The organism is Rhodococcus sp. 05-339-2, from assembly GCF_002258965.1.
In the GTDB taxonomy this organism is placed as follows: Bacteria; Actinomycetota; Actinomycetes; order Mycobacteriales; family Mycobacteriaceae; genus Rhodococcoides.
This window is the reverse complement of sequence record NZ_NOYW01000004.1, coordinates 327790-343410: the sequence shown is the minus strand read 5'-3', so window position 1 is coordinate 343410 and position 15621 is coordinate 327790. Positions and strand designations below refer to the sequence as shown.

Annotated in this window: 13 protein-coding genes; 6 read left to right on the top strand and 7 right to left on the bottom strand. The window is 66.0% G+C overall.

Features of this window, described 5'->3' with window-relative positions; genetic code table 11:
* Positions 1–70 precede the first annotated feature (70 nt).
* From CH273_RS02585 to CH273_RS02575, 3 genes are read left to right on the top strand one after another with little or no spacing between them, the layout of a single operon-like run.
* Entirely contained in the window at positions 71–451 is a 381-nt protein-coding gene (locus CH273_RS02585) for an STAS domain-containing protein (protein ID WP_371828371.1), read from the top strand.
* 21 nt (positions 452–472) lie between these two features.
* On the top strand, positions 473–928 hold the full coding sequence (locus CH273_RS02580; protein ID WP_052049716.1) for an ATP-binding protein: 456 nt from the start codon (positions 473–475) through the stop codon (positions 926–928).
* 31 nt (positions 929–959) lie between these two features.
* A complete protein-coding gene (locus tag CH273_RS02575; RefSeq protein WP_032396103.1) occupies positions 960–2747 on the top strand; it encodes an ABC transporter ATP-binding protein in 1788 nt (595 codons plus the stop codon).
* Between the two features lie 17 nt (positions 2748–2764).
* Here the strand turns inward: CH273_RS02575 and CH273_RS02570 are convergent, their stop codons facing one another.
* Complete coding sequence (locus CH273_RS02570) at positions 2765–3145, bottom strand: hypothetical protein (RefSeq protein WP_032396102.1); 381 nt, start codon at positions 3143–3145, stop codon at positions 2765–2767.
* 90 nt (positions 3146–3235) lie between these two features.
* The gene (locus CH273_RS02565) at positions 3236–3745 is read right to left on the bottom strand and encodes an arsenate reductase/protein-tyrosine-phosphatase family protein (RefSeq protein WP_032396101.1); all 510 of its coding nucleotides are present in this window, start codon (positions 3743–3745) and stop codon (positions 3236–3238) included.
* Positions 3746–3888: 143 nt separating this feature from the next.
* On the opposite strand from CH273_RS02565, the gene CH273_RS02560 reads away from it, so the two are divergent.
* Positions 3889–5247 carry an Hsp70 family protein gene (locus tag CH273_RS02560; protein WP_082322527.1) on the top strand — a complete coding sequence of 453 codons (1359 nt, stop codon included), beginning with the start codon at positions 3889–3891 and terminating at the stop codon, positions 5245–5247.
* A 22-nt stretch (positions 5248–5269) separates the two neighbouring features.
* On the opposite strand, the gene CH273_RS02555 is transcribed toward CH273_RS02560, so the two are convergent.
* Positions 5270–6208 carry an endonuclease/exonuclease/phosphatase family protein gene (locus CH273_RS02555; RefSeq protein ID WP_032396100.1) on the bottom strand — a complete coding sequence of 313 codons (939 nt, stop codon included), beginning with the start codon at positions 6206–6208 and terminating at the stop codon, positions 5270–5272.
* A 358-nt stretch (positions 6209–6566) separates the two neighbouring features.
* On the opposite strand from CH273_RS02555, the gene CH273_RS02550 reads away from it, so the two are divergent.
* Together CH273_RS02550 and CH273_RS02545 are read left to right on the top strand one after the other, a co-directional pair.
* The gene (locus CH273_RS02550) at positions 6567–7571 is read left to right on the top strand and encodes a DUF1839 family protein (protein WP_052049714.1); all 1005 of its coding nucleotides are present in this window, start codon (positions 6567–6569) and stop codon (positions 7569–7571) included.
* The gene (locus CH273_RS02545) at positions 7568–9988 is read left to right on the top strand and encodes a glycoside hydrolase family 2 protein (protein WP_052049712.1); all 2421 of its coding nucleotides are present in this window, start codon (positions 7568–7570) and stop codon (positions 9986–9988) included. The genes CH273_RS02550 and CH273_RS02545 overlap by 4 nt, the downstream gene beginning before the upstream one ends.
* A 42-nt stretch (positions 9989–10030) precedes the next feature.
* On the opposite strand, the gene CH273_RS02540 is transcribed toward CH273_RS02545, so the two are convergent.
* The 4 genes from CH273_RS02540 to CH273_RS02525 form a co-directional block, all read right to left on the bottom strand.
* On the bottom strand, positions 10031–10993 hold the full coding sequence (locus CH273_RS02540; RefSeq protein WP_032396099.1) for a glycosyltransferase family 2 protein: 963 nt from the start codon (positions 10991–10993) through the stop codon (positions 10031–10033).
* Complete coding sequence (locus CH273_RS02535; protein ID WP_082073801.1) at positions 10990–11847, bottom strand: glycosyltransferase family 2 protein; 858 nt, start codon at positions 11845–11847, stop codon at positions 10990–10992. The genes CH273_RS02540 and CH273_RS02535 overlap by 4 nt, the downstream gene beginning before the upstream one ends.
* 214 nt (positions 11848–12061) lie before the next feature.
* Positions 12062–14314 carry a hypothetical protein gene (locus CH273_RS02530; protein WP_052049711.1) on the bottom strand — a complete coding sequence of 751 codons (2253 nt, stop codon included), beginning with the start codon at positions 14312–14314 and terminating at the stop codon, positions 12062–12064.
* Complete coding sequence (locus tag CH273_RS02525; protein WP_230596858.1) at positions 14295–15581, bottom strand: glycosyltransferase family 2 protein; 1287 nt, start codon at positions 15579–15581, stop codon at positions 14295–14297. The genes CH273_RS02530 and CH273_RS02525 overlap by 20 nt, the downstream gene beginning before the upstream one ends.
* Positions 15582–15621 lie beyond the last annotated feature (40 nt).

Sequence of the window (15621 nt, the reverse complement as noted above, 5' to 3'; positions counted from 1 at the left end):
CTAACGGGAGTCGGGTCGGTCGGCCGATCGGGAGAAAGTCCGCCAGGGGGAGGCGAGGTAAAGTCTTCGTGTGACTGCGGACGACATGGGCCTCGGGCCCCAGCACTTCGATGTGATCGTGGAATGGCGTGACCAGGACGTCGTTCTGGCGGTGTCCGGTGAACTGGATCTGGTGACTGCCCCCGATCTGTCCGAGTCGGTCGCTCTCGTGCTCGAGAAATCGCCGACGGCTGTGGTGATCGATCTCAGTGATGTGGGATTTCTCGCCTCTGCGGGCATGTCTCTGCTGGCGTCGACGCATCAGCAGCTCGGCGGCGAGGCCGGGTTTGCAGTGGTCGCGGACGGTCCGGCGACCGGACGGCCTCTCACTCTCGTCGGTTTGGACGAGGTGTTCGGAATCTATGCAACGGTCGACGAAGCATTCGTTGCAATTCATGCGGGTAGATCCTGAACTTTTGGGTAGACGGGATTCATGATGGCGACTCTCTTCGGAGGTGACGACTCACGTACCGACAGCTCGATCTCGACGGCAGGTGCGCGAATGGAAGAACTGCTGTTCACCGGTGAACCTGCCGATGCGGATCGAGCGTCGGAGCTTCGTCGTGAGCTCGGTGACTGGTTGGGCAATGTGGGCGTCGACCCCGATCGTGCGTACGACGTGGTGCTGGCCACGTACGAGGCAATAGCGAACAGCGTCGAGCACGCGTATCGAGACCACACCGATCGCGGGACACTCGACATTCGGGTCACATGTGCCGCGGAGGGTCGGATAGAAGTGCGGGTGACCGATCGCGGGGACTGGGCATCGCACAACTCCGATCCCAACCGCGGGCGTGGTGTCCCGCTGATGCGGGCGCTGGCCGACAGCGCCGCCGTCACCTCGGACCAGGACGGTACGACCGTGCACATGATCTGGAACGCGACCTAGACCCCACCGCCCGATCCGGCACACTGGTGCCATGGTCGACGTGCAGATCGCTACGGCAGAGAAGAAGAAGATCACAGTCCCGAATCTGCGTGTGCTGTGGCAGTTCGTGCGCCCGCACCGCCGGACTCTCTCGCTCGGCCTGACACTCGGTCTGATCGGCACCGGAGCAGCCCTGGCGACGCCGATGGTCGCCAAAGGAGTGCTCGACGGTCTCGGCACCGACTCGTCCCTGATGATGCCGGTGCTGATCCTGGTCGGTCTGCTGGTGGTGGGCTCACTGGTTCTGTATCTGCAGTGGATCGTGCTGGGGGTCCTGGCCGAACGCGTGGTCCTGGACGCCCGTAAATCCATCGTGCGCAAGTACTTCGGTGCCACCGTCGGAAGTCTGGGCACCCGGCCCACCGGAGAACTCGTCACCCGGGTCACCTCCGACACCGTTCTGCTACGCGAGGCCACCTCGAATGCGTTGGTGGCCATAGTCAACAGTGTGGTCGGCCTCGTCGGCGCACTGATTCTCATGGCCGTGCTGGATCTGGTGCTGCTCGGCGCGATCGCCGTGGCCATCATTGCGATCGCGGTGCTGTTCGCTCGCCTGATGCCTCCGATCGCCGTCGCACAGCGGCAATCCCAGGAGGCAGTGGGCCGCCTCGGCGGAATTCTCGACGGCACGCTGCGGGCGATTCGGACCGTCAAGTCCAGCAGGGCCGAGGCCCGCGAATCGGAGCGAGTCATCTCCGAGGCGCGAATCTCCGCGCAGCACAGCGTCAGGGCGGTCAAGATCTCCGCGTTGGCATGGACGTTCGCCGGAGGCGGAGTGCAGTTGGCGATCATCGGAATCCTCGGCCTCGGCGGCTATCGCGTCAGCACCGGAGCACTGGCCGTGTCCAGCCTGATCGCGTTTCTGCTGTACGCATTCCAGGTGATGGGCCCGGTGTCCACACTGGCCACGAACATCACCGCACTGCAGGCCGGTATGGCCGCGGCGGCCCGAATTCGCCAGATCGACGACCTGGTCACCGAGAAAGGGGAGACGGGTTCGAACCGGTCTGAGAAGACCCGTGCGCCCGCTCCGGCCCTCGAATTCCGCAGCGTCACAGCACGATACGCACCGGGTAGGGAGCCGGCCGTGCGCGGGATGGACCTCGAGGTGCCCGCGTGTGGACACACCGCGATCGTCGGACCGTCGGGGGCGGGCAAGACCAGCGTCTTCTCGTTGATCCTGCGCTTCCTGACGCCCGAGGCCGGCGAGATCAGGCTCGGCGGAACCCCGTACGACGAGCTGACCATCGACGAGGTACGAGCCCGGTTGTCCTACGTGGAGCAGGAGACGCCGGTTCTTCCCGGCTCGATCCGAGAGAACCTGCTGTTCAGCCATCCCGAGGCCAGCGAGGCCGACATCTGGGCGGCGCTCGAATCGGTGCATCTGGACTCGGCGATCCGTGCGTTGGACGAAGGGCTGGACACCGACCTGATCGGATCGACCGTCTCCGGTGGACAGCGTCAACGAATTGCGTTGGCCAGGGCTATCGTTCGGCGTCCGGAAATTCTTCTGCTCGACGAGGCAACCGCTCAGGTCGACGGCCGCACCGAGGCGGCGATCCACGAGGTGATCCGATCGATCGCGACCGACTCGGCCGTCGTGACCATCGCGCACAGGTTGTCCACCGTGCTCGACGCCGACACGATCCTCGTGATGGAGGACGGAGTTGTCCGCGCCAGGGGCACGCACTCCGAGCTCATGAACACCGACTCGCTCTACCGAGAACTTGTGGCCGCGTTGCGAATCGGTGACAACACGGCGTTGACCAAGCCCGGCTGAGCGCGTTCTGCCGGTGTCTAGGGGCCGGCGTCGGACTCGGGCTCCGTGGTGCTGCTCTCGTCGTCCGAATCCTCCGTCGAGGTGGTGGTCGTCGTGCGGTCCGAGGACGGGGTTCGGCGCGGACTACGCGTCGTGGTCTCGGGCCGATCCGGAGTCGTCGTCGTGGGGCGAGCGGTGGTGGGTACCGCGACCTGCCATGTGGGCGACGGCGGGACGATGACGATCGTCGAGGTCGGTGTCGTCTCGACCGAACTCAGGCTGTCCGACTTCAGAGCGGGCGGACGAACGGTCTCGCTCGAGTCGTCGAACGCACCACCGAGAGCGCCGATGGTCAAACCCACTGCGACGGCCACGCCGGCGCTCGCCACTGCTGCCGACGCGATGACCTTGTCGCGCATGCACAGACCCTAACGCCGTGGCCGGACCCGGATGGTCGGCAATGATGCGAGAACGTTACCTCAGCGAGCGGAGTGGTGAGAGGTGGACGGTCACTGGGTCGCCAACCGCAGAACATGAGGCAGCGTCTCCGCGATCAACTCCCCGGCCTGCTCGTACACCGAGTGATCACGCCGATACGGGTCGCCGATGTCGAGTGTGTCGACACGGTGCACCGCCCGTGCGTCGGCCAGGGTGGCAACGGTGCTCGCGCCCGACGCGGCAGCGAGACCGGCCGCCTCGAGCAGCGTGAAGGTGCGACGCATCTGTCGCGGTGCAAGGGCGAGAACGGCGTCTCGATGTGCCGCCGTCATCGTCAGAACGAGGTCGGCATCGGCAGCGATCGCAGGCGTGAGGCGTCGGGCGACGAAACCCTCCGGGTCGCCGCCGAGCTGCGTCAGCACCGTCGCAGCCGTCGGGTCCATGGCATGTCCGGTCAACCCCTGCGTTCCGGCGCTGCTCGCGGTCAGCTCGAACCCGCCCTCGCGCGCGAAAGCAGCCGCAAGTCGCTCGGCTGTGGGCGATCGGCAGATGTTCCCGGTGCAGACGAACAGAACGCGCATGCCCGCAACTGTAGTGCTGTGGTCGGGTGCTGCACTGTGCACTGCGGGACGCGCTACAGTGAGCCATTGGCAGGGGGATCGAGACTCGTTCGTGACATCGAGTCTCGGCGTGTGTTCACGGGGAAGTCGACCGAAGGCGGGTAATGACCGAAGTTCTCGGCGTGTCGGTGGGAGCCAGTGCCGTGCGCATGGCTCGCCCCGACGCGCGCCCTCAGGATTCGGGTCGGCTCGACTTCCACCACGACACCGTCGACGCCTACTGGGACCGCGCGGAGGAATTGGCCGCCGAATCGATCGGCGTCGTGCTCTCGCAGCCGGGCGACGGCGGACCGGTGCAAGCGACGGGCGTCGCGTATCGAGACCAGCAGCAGTTCGGCGAGATCCAGCAGGCGATGGCGAGTCAGCGGCTCTACAACTACCGACTGGTTCCCGAGGCGCGAGCAGCGTTGCAGTACCTCGAGGCGTCGGGCGAACTGGGACACTTCGGAACCATCGCTCTCTACGATCTCGGCAGCTCCGGACTGACGATCAGTGTCATCGACCGCGGCACCGGGCAGGTCCTGCTCGCCGAGCGCACCATCGACATCAGCGGCGACGATTTCGATCGGCTCATCTCGGACAACCAGCTCGCCAAGCAGGGCGTCGACATCGCCGACAACCAGGAACTGAGCGAGTTCACCGCGCGATGCCGAGTGGCCAAGGAACAGCTCTCGACCAGCGGCGCGGTCTGCCTGCCCGGTGACGGCGGCGTGATCCTGATCTCGCGCGAGTCGTTCGAGTCTCTGGTGACCGTTCCGATCGAGTACTCGGCACGGTTGGTCCGTGACGTGATCAGTCGGTCGCCCAAGCACGTCGATGCGCTGTTCCTCATCGGCGGTGGAGCACGCATTCCGCTGGTGGAATCGATTCTCACGGCGTGGATCGGCCTCCCCGTCGTAACCCCGGCGAACCCGGAATCGGTGGCCGCACGCGGCGCGGCGCTGCTCGCGACTCCGGTGGCCGACGCACAGCGCCGACCGGGCCCGCAGCCGGGCGTTCGGCAGTCTCCGTCCGATCCCGCATCGTTGACCGGAGCTCCGGACTGGTTGAGCCCGGAGCCCGCTGCCGACAAGCCCGCCGACTCCAAGCGCAAGGTGCGCGGCGCAGTACTGGTCGCAGGCGGTCTCGTCGCAGTCGCTGCACTCGGGTTGTCCCTGGGGTACGGCGGCAGCTCCACGGAGCCGACGAGTGCACCGACCGAGACGACCGCACCCGCCACCGCGGAGCCCACGACGCCGAGGACCACCGTGCCGCCCACCACCGCAGCACCCACCACCACCGTGCCGCCGACCACAGAGGCAGCTCAGGCTCCGGCCCGGACGTACTCCGAGCCGGAATATGTGCCGCCCGCCGCGCCTGCTCCTGCGCCGGCCCCGGCTCCGCTGATCCCCGGCCTGCCGCAGATCCAGTTGCCGCAGATCCAGCTTCCGCCCGCACCGGTGATCGAGTTGCCCCGCTTCTAGCCGGTGCCGGCGGCCGCCCAGTTCAGGGCAGCTGCAACTCCGCGAGAACGGCCAGGTGATCGCTGTCCGGGATCGCCAACGGCTCGACCGACCGGGCGCGGACGTTCTCACTCGTCACCACATGGTCCAGGCGCGCGAGCGGACGCTCCGACGGGAACGTGCGGAACAGGCCGGCACCCGCCCCGTCGGCCGCGTCGGAGAACGGGGACGATGCCAGTGTGCGGAACTGCCGGTGGTCGTTGGTGGCGTTGAAATCGCCGGCGACCAGCACAGTGCCCTGGTAGGTGTCCATGATCGACCGCATCCGGGCCAGGTCGGCATCCCACTCGGTGGTGTGGCGCGGTGTGGCAGGAGACATGGCGTGGAAGGACACGACGGTCAGCTCCTGCCCGTCGACGGTGGTTCTCGCCTGCACCGGTACGAATCCGAAGTTGTCGAGGCGGGTGCCGTCGGTCAGCGGGGTGCGGCTCCACAGTCCGGTGCCATCGGCGACCGGGAGCGCAGCGGTGAAGGAGAACGGCAGAAGGTCGTCGATGCCCGCGGCCTGTAGATCGGTGACCTCTTCCGGGGTCAGTTCCTGGACAGCGAGAATGTCGACATCGTTGCTGCGCACCGCGTCGACGATGGACGCGGCGTCGGCGTCACCGTGCGCCACGTTGATCGTCAGGACCGACAGTTCCGGTCCGGTGTTGTCCGGGCCGTCCGCGAGGAACATCGGCACCTGAACCCCGACCACCGCGATGGTCACCAGTACTGCGACGGCCGATCCGCTACGCGAGCGCGCCGCGGCGAACAACAGCACGGCGACGATCGAGGCGATACCGAGATACGGAGCGCCGACGACGAAGGCAACAAAAGTGATCTCTGTCACACCTATCTGGCGAACGAGGAACATTCCGACTACGGCTGCGAGCAGAGCCCAGCCGATGACCAGCGCGGCGCTGGTTGCAAAACGGCGCATCGCGCGTGTGCCTCCTCATGCGAACCCGAGTTGGGCGTGGATGTGTCAGGTGTTGTCTACACTCGGCATGTGCCCAGCTCAGAGCCATTGTGTAAGTGCCATCACGAACAAGCTGCGCACCAGCATTACCGGCGCGGAACCGACTGCTCGCTCTGTGATTGCCCCCGGTATCGGGGTCAGGAATCACTGCTGTCGAGGTGGTGGCCGCGCAGGTAGTTCGTCCGGGCAAAAACAATCCTACCGTCCGATCGAGTGCGAAGAACAAACCGATTCGTTAGGATTAGGGGCCTGGATACAGGCAATACGGACAAATGCGGCTCGGGGACCGTCCGACATTCGATCCGGTAGGAGAGGCTTCATGTCGAACGATGCAGTGCTGGACAGGCTCGGGACCAGCCTTCGAGTCCTGGAACTCGACCCCATCAGTTACCGACCGCACCCGATACACAATCACGACCGCATCTGGACCGAAACCAACTGTTACGTCGACCTGTGGATCGAAGTTCTGCATTCGTTCGGTGCCGATCCGACCCCCGCTCTCGCTTTCGTGCTGAGCGCCGGATGCGACGGGCGACAGTGGGACTTCGTGAAGATCGCGCCCGAGGACCTACGCACCCTGTACGGCATCGGTGTCGCCGAGATGAACGTGTGGCGCCCGGTGCTCGAGCACGTCGTCGAAGGCCTGGAAGACGGCATCCACGTCACCGTCGAGGTCGACGGCTTCTGGCTGCCCGACACCGCAGGGACCAGCTACCGCAATCAGCACACCAAGACCACCATCGTGCCGAACCTCGTCGATCGCGACGCCAAGGTGATGGGGTACTTCCACAATCGGGGCTACTTCGAGCTCACCGGGGCCGATTTCGACGGCATCTTCAATCTCGCTCCGGAACCGCACGCCGAGGTGCTGCTGCCGTACGTCGAGCAGATCAAAGTGGACGCCGCGGTTCTCGACGCCGGTTTCGGTGACCGTGACCTCGATGTCGCTCGCGCACACCTGGCGCGCCGCGCTCCGGGTAACCCGGTCGATGCGCTCGCCCGTCGTATCATCGCCGACATCCCGCTCGTGCAGACCGCCGGCCCCGACGCCTTCCATCTGTGGTCGTTCGGCCTGCTCCGGCAGTTCGGCGCAACGGCAGAACTCGCCGCGAACTATGTGCACTACCTCGAAGGCCGAGGCGTGGCGGGCGCCGCCGTTGCCGCTCCGCACTTTCTCGCCGCCGCCTCCGGTGCCAAGGCCGTTCAGTTCCGGATGGCACGCGCAGCACGTGGCCGGGACGTGGTGCTCGACGAGCCGCTGATCGAGATGAGCAAGAACTGGATGGCGGCCATGGACATCGTTGCGGGTGCATTGGGCACGTGATCGATCTGCTCGACGGCGTTCGGTGGCGTCTGGCCCGAACCGACGCCGGTTCCGTTCTCGACCCCCGCGACCTACGAGACGATCTCGACTGGATCGACGCGGTGGTGCCGGGCACGGTTGCCACCGCGCTCGGAAGCTCACTGGCAGTGAATCCGGACGATCACGACTGGTGGTTCGTCGCCGATGTCCCCACCGGTGACCATCGCCGGGTGCGAACGAGTTTCGGTGGCATCGCAACCCGTGCCCAGATCTGGATCGACGGCGTCCATCGCCGAACCGTGACGTCGATGTTCGTTCCCGAGACTCTCGATCTGACGGACTGCGGTGACACCGTCGCCATCGCCGTCCACATCGAATCGCTGAGTGCGCATCTGAAGTCTCGACGCGCACGCGGTCGCTGGCGATCGTCGATGATCGCCGCGCAAGGGCTGAGGCACGAGCGGACGACGATGCTCGGACGCGCACCCGTGTACGGGCCCCTTCCGGTACCGGTCGGACCGTGGCGCCCGGTGTCGATGTCGGTGATCCCCGACGTTCGTCGTGTCGCCCTGTCGACGGCGGTATCGGGTACGGACGGCATCGTCACACTGCGCGCCGAGCTCGATGCGCCAGCGGCGGCTCGAATCATGATCGACGACACCGTGTCCGGAGTTCACACGGTCGAACTCGGAACCGTCGAGCACATCGACCGGTCGGTGACGCTACCCGACGTCGAACTCTGGTGGCCCCACACTCACGGCCGACCGCGGACCTATCGCGTCGCGCTCGAGGTGGACGGCGTCGTGCATCCCATGGGCGTCGTCGGGTTTCGTACGGTCGACCTGGACCGCACGGCCGGCGGCGCAATCCTGACGGTCAACGGTGAGAACGTCTTCTGTCGCGGAGGAACGTGGACCCCGCTTGACCCGGTGCGGTTGTGGTCGCCGGAGCCCGAACTGCGGGCGGCACTCGAGCAGCTCCGGTCGGCGGGCCTGAACATGGTGCGCATCGTCGGCACCCTGGTGTACGAGCAGCCCGAATTCTGGTCGCTGTGTGCGGAACTGGGCATCATGGTGTGGCAGGACGTCATGTTCGGCACCATCGACCCGCCCACCGACGACGCTTACACCGCAGCGGTCACCCGCGAGCTCGACGCGTTCGCCGACACCGTATCGGCCAACCCTGCCCTGATGGTCGTCAGTGGTGGAAGCGAGACCCAGCAGCAACCCACGATGGTGGGACTCGCGGCCGATGATCAGCGAATGATGATGCTGGACAGCGTCGTTCCCGATTTTCTCGCCGATCGCCTACCCGGAGTCGCGTACGTGACATCGAGCCCGTCCAGCGTGAGCGGAGAACTGCACACACACGTGGGCGACGGCATCGCGCACTACTTCGGCGTGGGCGGATACCTCCGGCCACTGTCCGATATCCGCACTGCCGGCGTGCGTTTCGCGGCAGAATGCCTGGCCTTCGCAGTCCCGCCGGAGCGGGCGCAGGTGGAGAAATTCTTCGGGTCCGCTGCCGTCGCCGGTCACCACCCGGATTGGAAGGCCGCCGTCCCCCGTGACCGCGGCTCGTCCTGGGATTTCGAGGACGTGCGAGATCACTACGTACGCACGATCTTCGGCGTCGACCCGCACCTGATCCGGCGAGACGACGCAGAGCTGTACCTCGATTACGGCAGAGCTGCGATCGTCGAAGCCTTCACCGAAGCGTTCGGGCGTTGGCGTCGAGCATCCTCGGGGTGCGCCGGAGCCCTCGTGCTGACGCTACGAGACACCGTCCCCGGCGCAGGCTGGGGCATCGTCGACACCGCCGGTGTGCCCAAGGCTCCCTTCTACGCATTGGCGCGGGCAAGCGCCCCGGTGGCATTGCTGTTGTCCGACAATGGACTCGACGGCTATTCGGTGGAGCTGGTCAACGACGGGCCGGCACGCTCGGGCAGTATCCGAGTGGTGTTGCACGCCTCCCGCGGCAGCCACGAGTACGAACGCGCGGTGCACGCCCCGGCGAACGGATCCGTCGCACTGACGGTGGATTCGATCGTCGGTACCTTCACCGACGCCAACCATGCCTACCGCTTCGGCAGTCGAACCTACTCCGCCGTCACGGTCGTGTTCTCGGACGACAATGGTGTGGAGGTGGCGCGAACCACCGCGCTCGTCGGCGCGCAGAGTCGGCAGAACACGGTGGGATTGGTCGCCAGTGTCGTCGAAACGATCTCGGGGAACTGGGAACTGACCGTCCGAGCCGACTGGCCGGCGCAGTACGTCTGCGTCGACATCGACGGCTTCGAGGTGTCGGACTCGTGGTTCCACCTGGCACCGAACGAACCTCGTACCCTGACTCTCGTCGGTCGTGGCGCGAGTGCACCGCGCGGACATGTGCGCGCGCTCAACTCGGTGGAGCGGGCCTCGGTGGCACCGAGGCCGTGAGCAGAAATTCGTAGTGGGCTACGAAGTTCTGTGCACGTGCTGCTAGCGGCTCGTGCTGAGTCTGCCTCGGGCATAGCCGATTCCGGCTGCACCGACGCTTGCCACCACGGCCATCGCGCCCCATGCGCGTGCCGGGTTGCCGCGCGCAGCGGCGCTGGTCTCCCGGCCGACCGCACGAGGCAGAATCTTGGCGGTGTACGCCCGCTCCGAGGACAGTGCGTCCTCGGCCCCGATCAACCGGGCGATGGCGGCCTTGGACACGCCCTCGGCGTAGCTGCGCGTGATGAGGTAGCGCGGACGAGTGCGGTCGGCACTGACCGTGTGATCGACGACGATCGAAGGATCGAACACGATCTGGGCGTCCGGATGCGTCTGGCGCAGACGGATGCACAACTCCGTCTCCTCGCAGCCGAGGGGGACACGTCCGATCCGGCCGATGCCGGAGACGAATCCGCCGAGTGCAACGACGGGCTCACGGCGGAACGACATGTTCGCGCCCATGAGATTGCGGACCTGAGCGGTTTCCGTCGGCTGCCCGCGGTAGGTGCACCCGACGACCCAATCGAGTTCGCCGGGTTCACCCACTACCTCGGCCGGTAAGAAGGCCGGACGCTTGTCCGGCCATACCGGGTATGCAGAGCCCCCAACGGCGTACACGGCATCGTCCGAGTAATGGGACAGAATGGCTCCGAGCCACTCTGTGGTGCGCGGTGAGGCGTCGTCGTCCAGAAAGACGACGATCTCACCGGTCGCGATATCGAGCGAGGTGTTGCGCGCTCCGGAGAGGCCGCGAGGGTGGTTGTTCTCCACCACGTTCACGCTCCGGTGCAGCGGCGAGAACTCGTCGCGTGCGCGTTCGGCCAGTTGCGCATTGTGATCGATGACGACGATCAGTTCGTCGGCAGGCACGTCCTGGTCGAGGACGGCCGTCACGGCGGCCCGGAGTTCGGACCATCGAGCCAACGTGTACGCGCAGATGACTACCGAGGAAGTCGGCAGACTCACGCCGTCTTCTCGCGGAGTTCGAGAACCTCGTTGTAGGACTCCAGAGCCTCGAACTCGAGGTCCATGTCGGTACGGGCGTCGATCGACTCGCGCAACGGGCGCACGATGGACCTGCGCTTGATCCTGCGGGCACGCATGCGTTCGGTCATCAGGGTGCGCAACACCCGGAAGCCGTCCGAGAACGTGCGCAGATTGCTCTGGCCGTAGATGCGGGCCAGTTCGACGCTCGGCACTTCCTCGATGCGCACGGACGCCTCGGCGAAGCGGCAGTTGATGATGGTCTCGATCTCGAAACCGTCGCCCCAGAGCATCATGCCCTCGGCACCCGGCTGATCGACGACGGGCAGGTCGAGGACCGGCACCAGATCGCGCCAGAAGGCGTTGTAGCCGTAGCAGAGATCCGAGAAGCGAGTTCCGAAGAGCGTGTTGGCCACGAGGTGCAGGCCACCGTTTCCTGCGCGGCGCAGCGGCGTGATGTCGTGGCTCCCGCCACCCTCGCAGAACCGGCTGCCCTTGGCGAAGTCGGCACCGGCGATCAGGGCGTCGACGAAGCGCGGGATCTCTGCGGCATCGGCGGAGCCGTCGGCGTCGAACATGACGATGATGTCGCCGGTAGCGGCCTCGAAGCCGCATGCGAGCGCGTTGCCCTTGCCCTTGCGGGTCTGCTTGATGATGCGAATGTCACCGCGAATCTCGCGTGCCGCGTCGATGGTGCCGTCGACGGATCCACCGTCGACCAGCACGAGCTCGTAGTCGTGAGAGAGCAGGGGGAGGACGTGACGAAGGTTCGCGGCCTCGTTGAGCGTCGGGATGACGACACTGACGCGGGGATTCTGACGATTCAACATATCCATTCCACATGGGTCGAGTGCGATGGGCAGATGTCTCCGAGCTCCGTGAATCGACCCCCGCCGCATCCACAGACAGTGCCTTGACGTTCGTTCTGAAGCGTAAGAACCTGTTTCCTTTGACTGAAAGCAAGCTTAAAAGAAGCTGCTGGTTTGTCAAGCTGCAAACAAACCAACTGGAAGATTGTTTGGAGATTCACGTCATAGTTTGTGAACCGAATCAACGAGATCGGTACTGATAGACGATCGTGTCGGCGTCCTGATACCGCACCGACCACGCCGAATTGGTGGCGAGCCACTGCCGGAAACGGGCGACCGCATCGTCGGCGACGAAACCGTAGTACTGCATCGCCTCGAGCGACTGACGAGTCAGCACCATGTAGGTAGGTGTGTCGCTGATCGACGCGTTGTAGTCGATCTGGCCGAGCTTCTCGGGCGTCGGGAAGCCCTCCATGTACTCGGGGCCGAGCGCGTAGAGCGGGACGTCCCAGTATTCGTTGGCCGCGGTCAGTCGTCCGTAGTCCGACGTCGACCGGGCCGGGTAGCCCGAGGAGTACAGCATCGTGATCGCGGTTCCGTTCGGCGACTGCGCGGCCACCGCTCGGGCGTCGTCGATCTGTTCGCGATTCTCGAGGACGATCGGCCACAGGCCGAAGTAGCTCTGCAAGCCCAGTACAGCGGAGCCGATGGCCCCGGCAGTGGCGACCGCAACCGAGGTCCTGGCCGTGAGCCTGCGGGCCCGGGACGGGCGATCCTGGGACGGCGTCCGATCGAACAGCGCCAGGAACAGGGGAACGATCAGGAGCACGCAACCGGGAATCGCATAGAGGTACACCCGGAAGATCGCCTCACCGCCGTAGCTCTGGCCGGCGAGGAGCATGATCGAGCCGAACGCCATCACCATCGGAGCCCAGAACGTCTTCTTGGTGCGCCAGGCGTAGACGGCCGAGGCGAACGCCAGCACGAACACCCCACCGGAGAGTGCGCGGCAGACCAGAGACGTGATCTGTTTGCCGAGCACACCCTCCGCCTCGACGTTGCTCGCGGCGTTCTGCACGGGATCGAACCCCTGGAAGAGTCCGTACGGTGCCACGATCGGCAGTCGCGGATACAGGTATCCCAGCAGGATGATGCCGAGCGGAATCATCAACCACCACGGCTTGGCTCGTCGCGTCACCAGCAGCACGCCGGTGACGGCCATCAGCCAGTACGGGGTCAGTTGGTGCGTGGGGACCAGTGCCGCGAACGGAACGATGGACACGTACGCCGCGGACCTGGTGAGTGTCGAGGACATCAACAGCGCCAGGAAGCCCACGGCGAGCAGTAGCGCCCACGCCTGCGGTGAGTAGTAGTCCTGGCCAACCCAGTTGATGACCTCGGCGAGCATCGCCGCCGTGATCGCTGCGCGCTTGTCGAACTTCATGACCCGTGCGAGGCCGTAGACGGCCGCCGCGAGCACCACGTGGATCATCGGCGCGAACACGTGCGCCAAGGACAGCGTGTCGTATCCGGTGACGTGCTGGAACCAGGCCGAGACGAGGAAGAAGCTGGGCCACTCGCTGTAGATGTCGACGCCGCTCGGTGCCAGTCGGTTCAGATCCAGAACGAACTCCGTGACGGCGACGTGCTTGTACGTCCAGTCGTAGATCGGAGCGGACGTGACGAGCGTGACGGTGAATCGCTGCACCACGATGGCCAGGCCGATGGCGACCACCATGGTGCGAAGCTGATGACGCCGCAACGCGATCAGGAACGCCGCCATGACCAGGACCATGCACAGCACCAGTCCGGGGCCGGTTCCGGCGGTCAACAGCCCGAACTGCGAGTACGTCGCGCGCTCGAGACCCGGCAACAGCGGCAGCCACAGGAAGAACGCCAACGCCAGAATCAGGCCGGCGACGTTGCGTCGCAACGTCTCGCGATCGGTCAGCACGAACCGCACGTGGGCGAGGGCGGACGCTCGCGACGACGGAGCGACGACCTCACGTGCCCGCGAGATCCACACCGGCAGGTCGGGACGGCCGTGCTTGCGGTACCAGAGCAGCGACGACCCGATCAGGGCCAGACACAGCCACAACGTCCACATCCGGGGCGACCAGCGGTAGCCCCACATCGCCGCCGACACCATCAGGGTCACCACCGAGATGCTCAGAATCGGCAGGGCAGCAGGAACCGCGGTGCGAGGAATACGGACCCAGGACAGGATCGCGGCCCCGGGTCCGAAGAACAGCAGGACCGTCAGAAGCACGACGCGAACCAGTGTCGGCAGCGCGATCATGGAGGTCAGACCGGACAGCGCGGCGAGAACGCTGATGTCGGCGTAGCGCAGTCGGCTACCTGCGCGCCGCCGTGTTCCTGCAGCGGAGTCGGTGGTGCCGACGGGCCAGTCGACGGTCCAATCGGACGGAACGAACAGCTTGTGCCGCAGATCCGCGATGGACCGGTATCCGGAATCAGTCGAGGACTGGGTCACGGTTCACCCCCGCCAGAGGAGTACGTTCGCGACCTTCGCGCCTGCTGCGCCGGATGGCCGCGGGGCCCTTGGCGATGGACAGCAGTTCCATCCGGCCGATGCCGTCGGGAAGGTCGGCAGCGAGATCGTCGGGAGGGGAGGCGACCTTGCTCATCTTGGCGGACAACCGAATCGCGCTGCCGAGTCGGCGGACGGCCACCGTGGCGGCCAACATTGCCGATCTGCGGTCGGTGGCGACCGTGTACAGCCACGCGCCGAGTCCGAGCCCGTATCCGCGGGCCTGTACCGCCAACGCCTCCGAATCGGCGCGATGACGGTGCCACACGATGGCGGCGGGCTCGTAGACCAGCTTGTCGCCGGCCATCAGCACTCGGAAGAACATGTCGAGGTCCTCACCGCCGTTGGTCGGAGATCCCACTCCCAACGCCTCGTCGAATCCTCCCAGGTCGAACATCCGCCCGCGGTCGACGGCGAAATTGGCTCCGGTCCCGTACATCCCGACCTGGAACGGAAACAGCGGCACGTCGGCCGGCGGATTCTTCAGGTCGTAGACCCGAGGAGTCACCGAACTCGCCCACCCGACGCGGCGATCGAAGTACGCCTGCGCCTGAGTTCTGATCTCGCCACTGGGGACGATGCCGGACACGCACGTCACCCGATCGGCCCGCCCGAAGCCGCGCGCGATGCTCCGCAACCACCTCGCATCCACGGCGACGTCGTCGTCGGTGAAGGCGACGATGTCGTGTCGGGCCGCCCGCAACCCCGTGTTCCTTGCCCTCGACAGACCCGCCGTCGGCTCGGACACGACGCGAACGCGGGGGTCGCCCAGCCCGCGAACGTACTGCTGCGTGGCATCGGTCGGGGACGCGTTGTCGACGACGACCACCTCGAAGTCGGGGTAGTCCAGAGCGGACACCGACGCGAGCGCGCCCTTCAAGTGCTCGACTCGGTCGCGGGTGCAGATCACCACGGTGATCGGCGGCAGCGTCCCATCGGGGTCGGGCAGCGCGTCGGGCATCGGAACCTGCGCGAGCGACATCGCAGCCCGTCGCACGTCGTGTGCCGCGACCGCGCCGTCGACGACATCGAGTTCGACGAAGCCGAGCGGGTCGAGTCCGCGTCGGATCAACAGGCGGGCACGGCGGTAACCGTCGGAATCGTCGAGGGCGAGAAACTCCGGAAGATCCTGCTCCAGGTCGATGTCACCGATCCACACGGCACCGTCCCATTCGGGAGCCTGGTGTCTGGGGAGCGCGGGAGGTAACACGGGGATGGTCCTTTCGGGGTGACACGTACGGGCAAGTGCA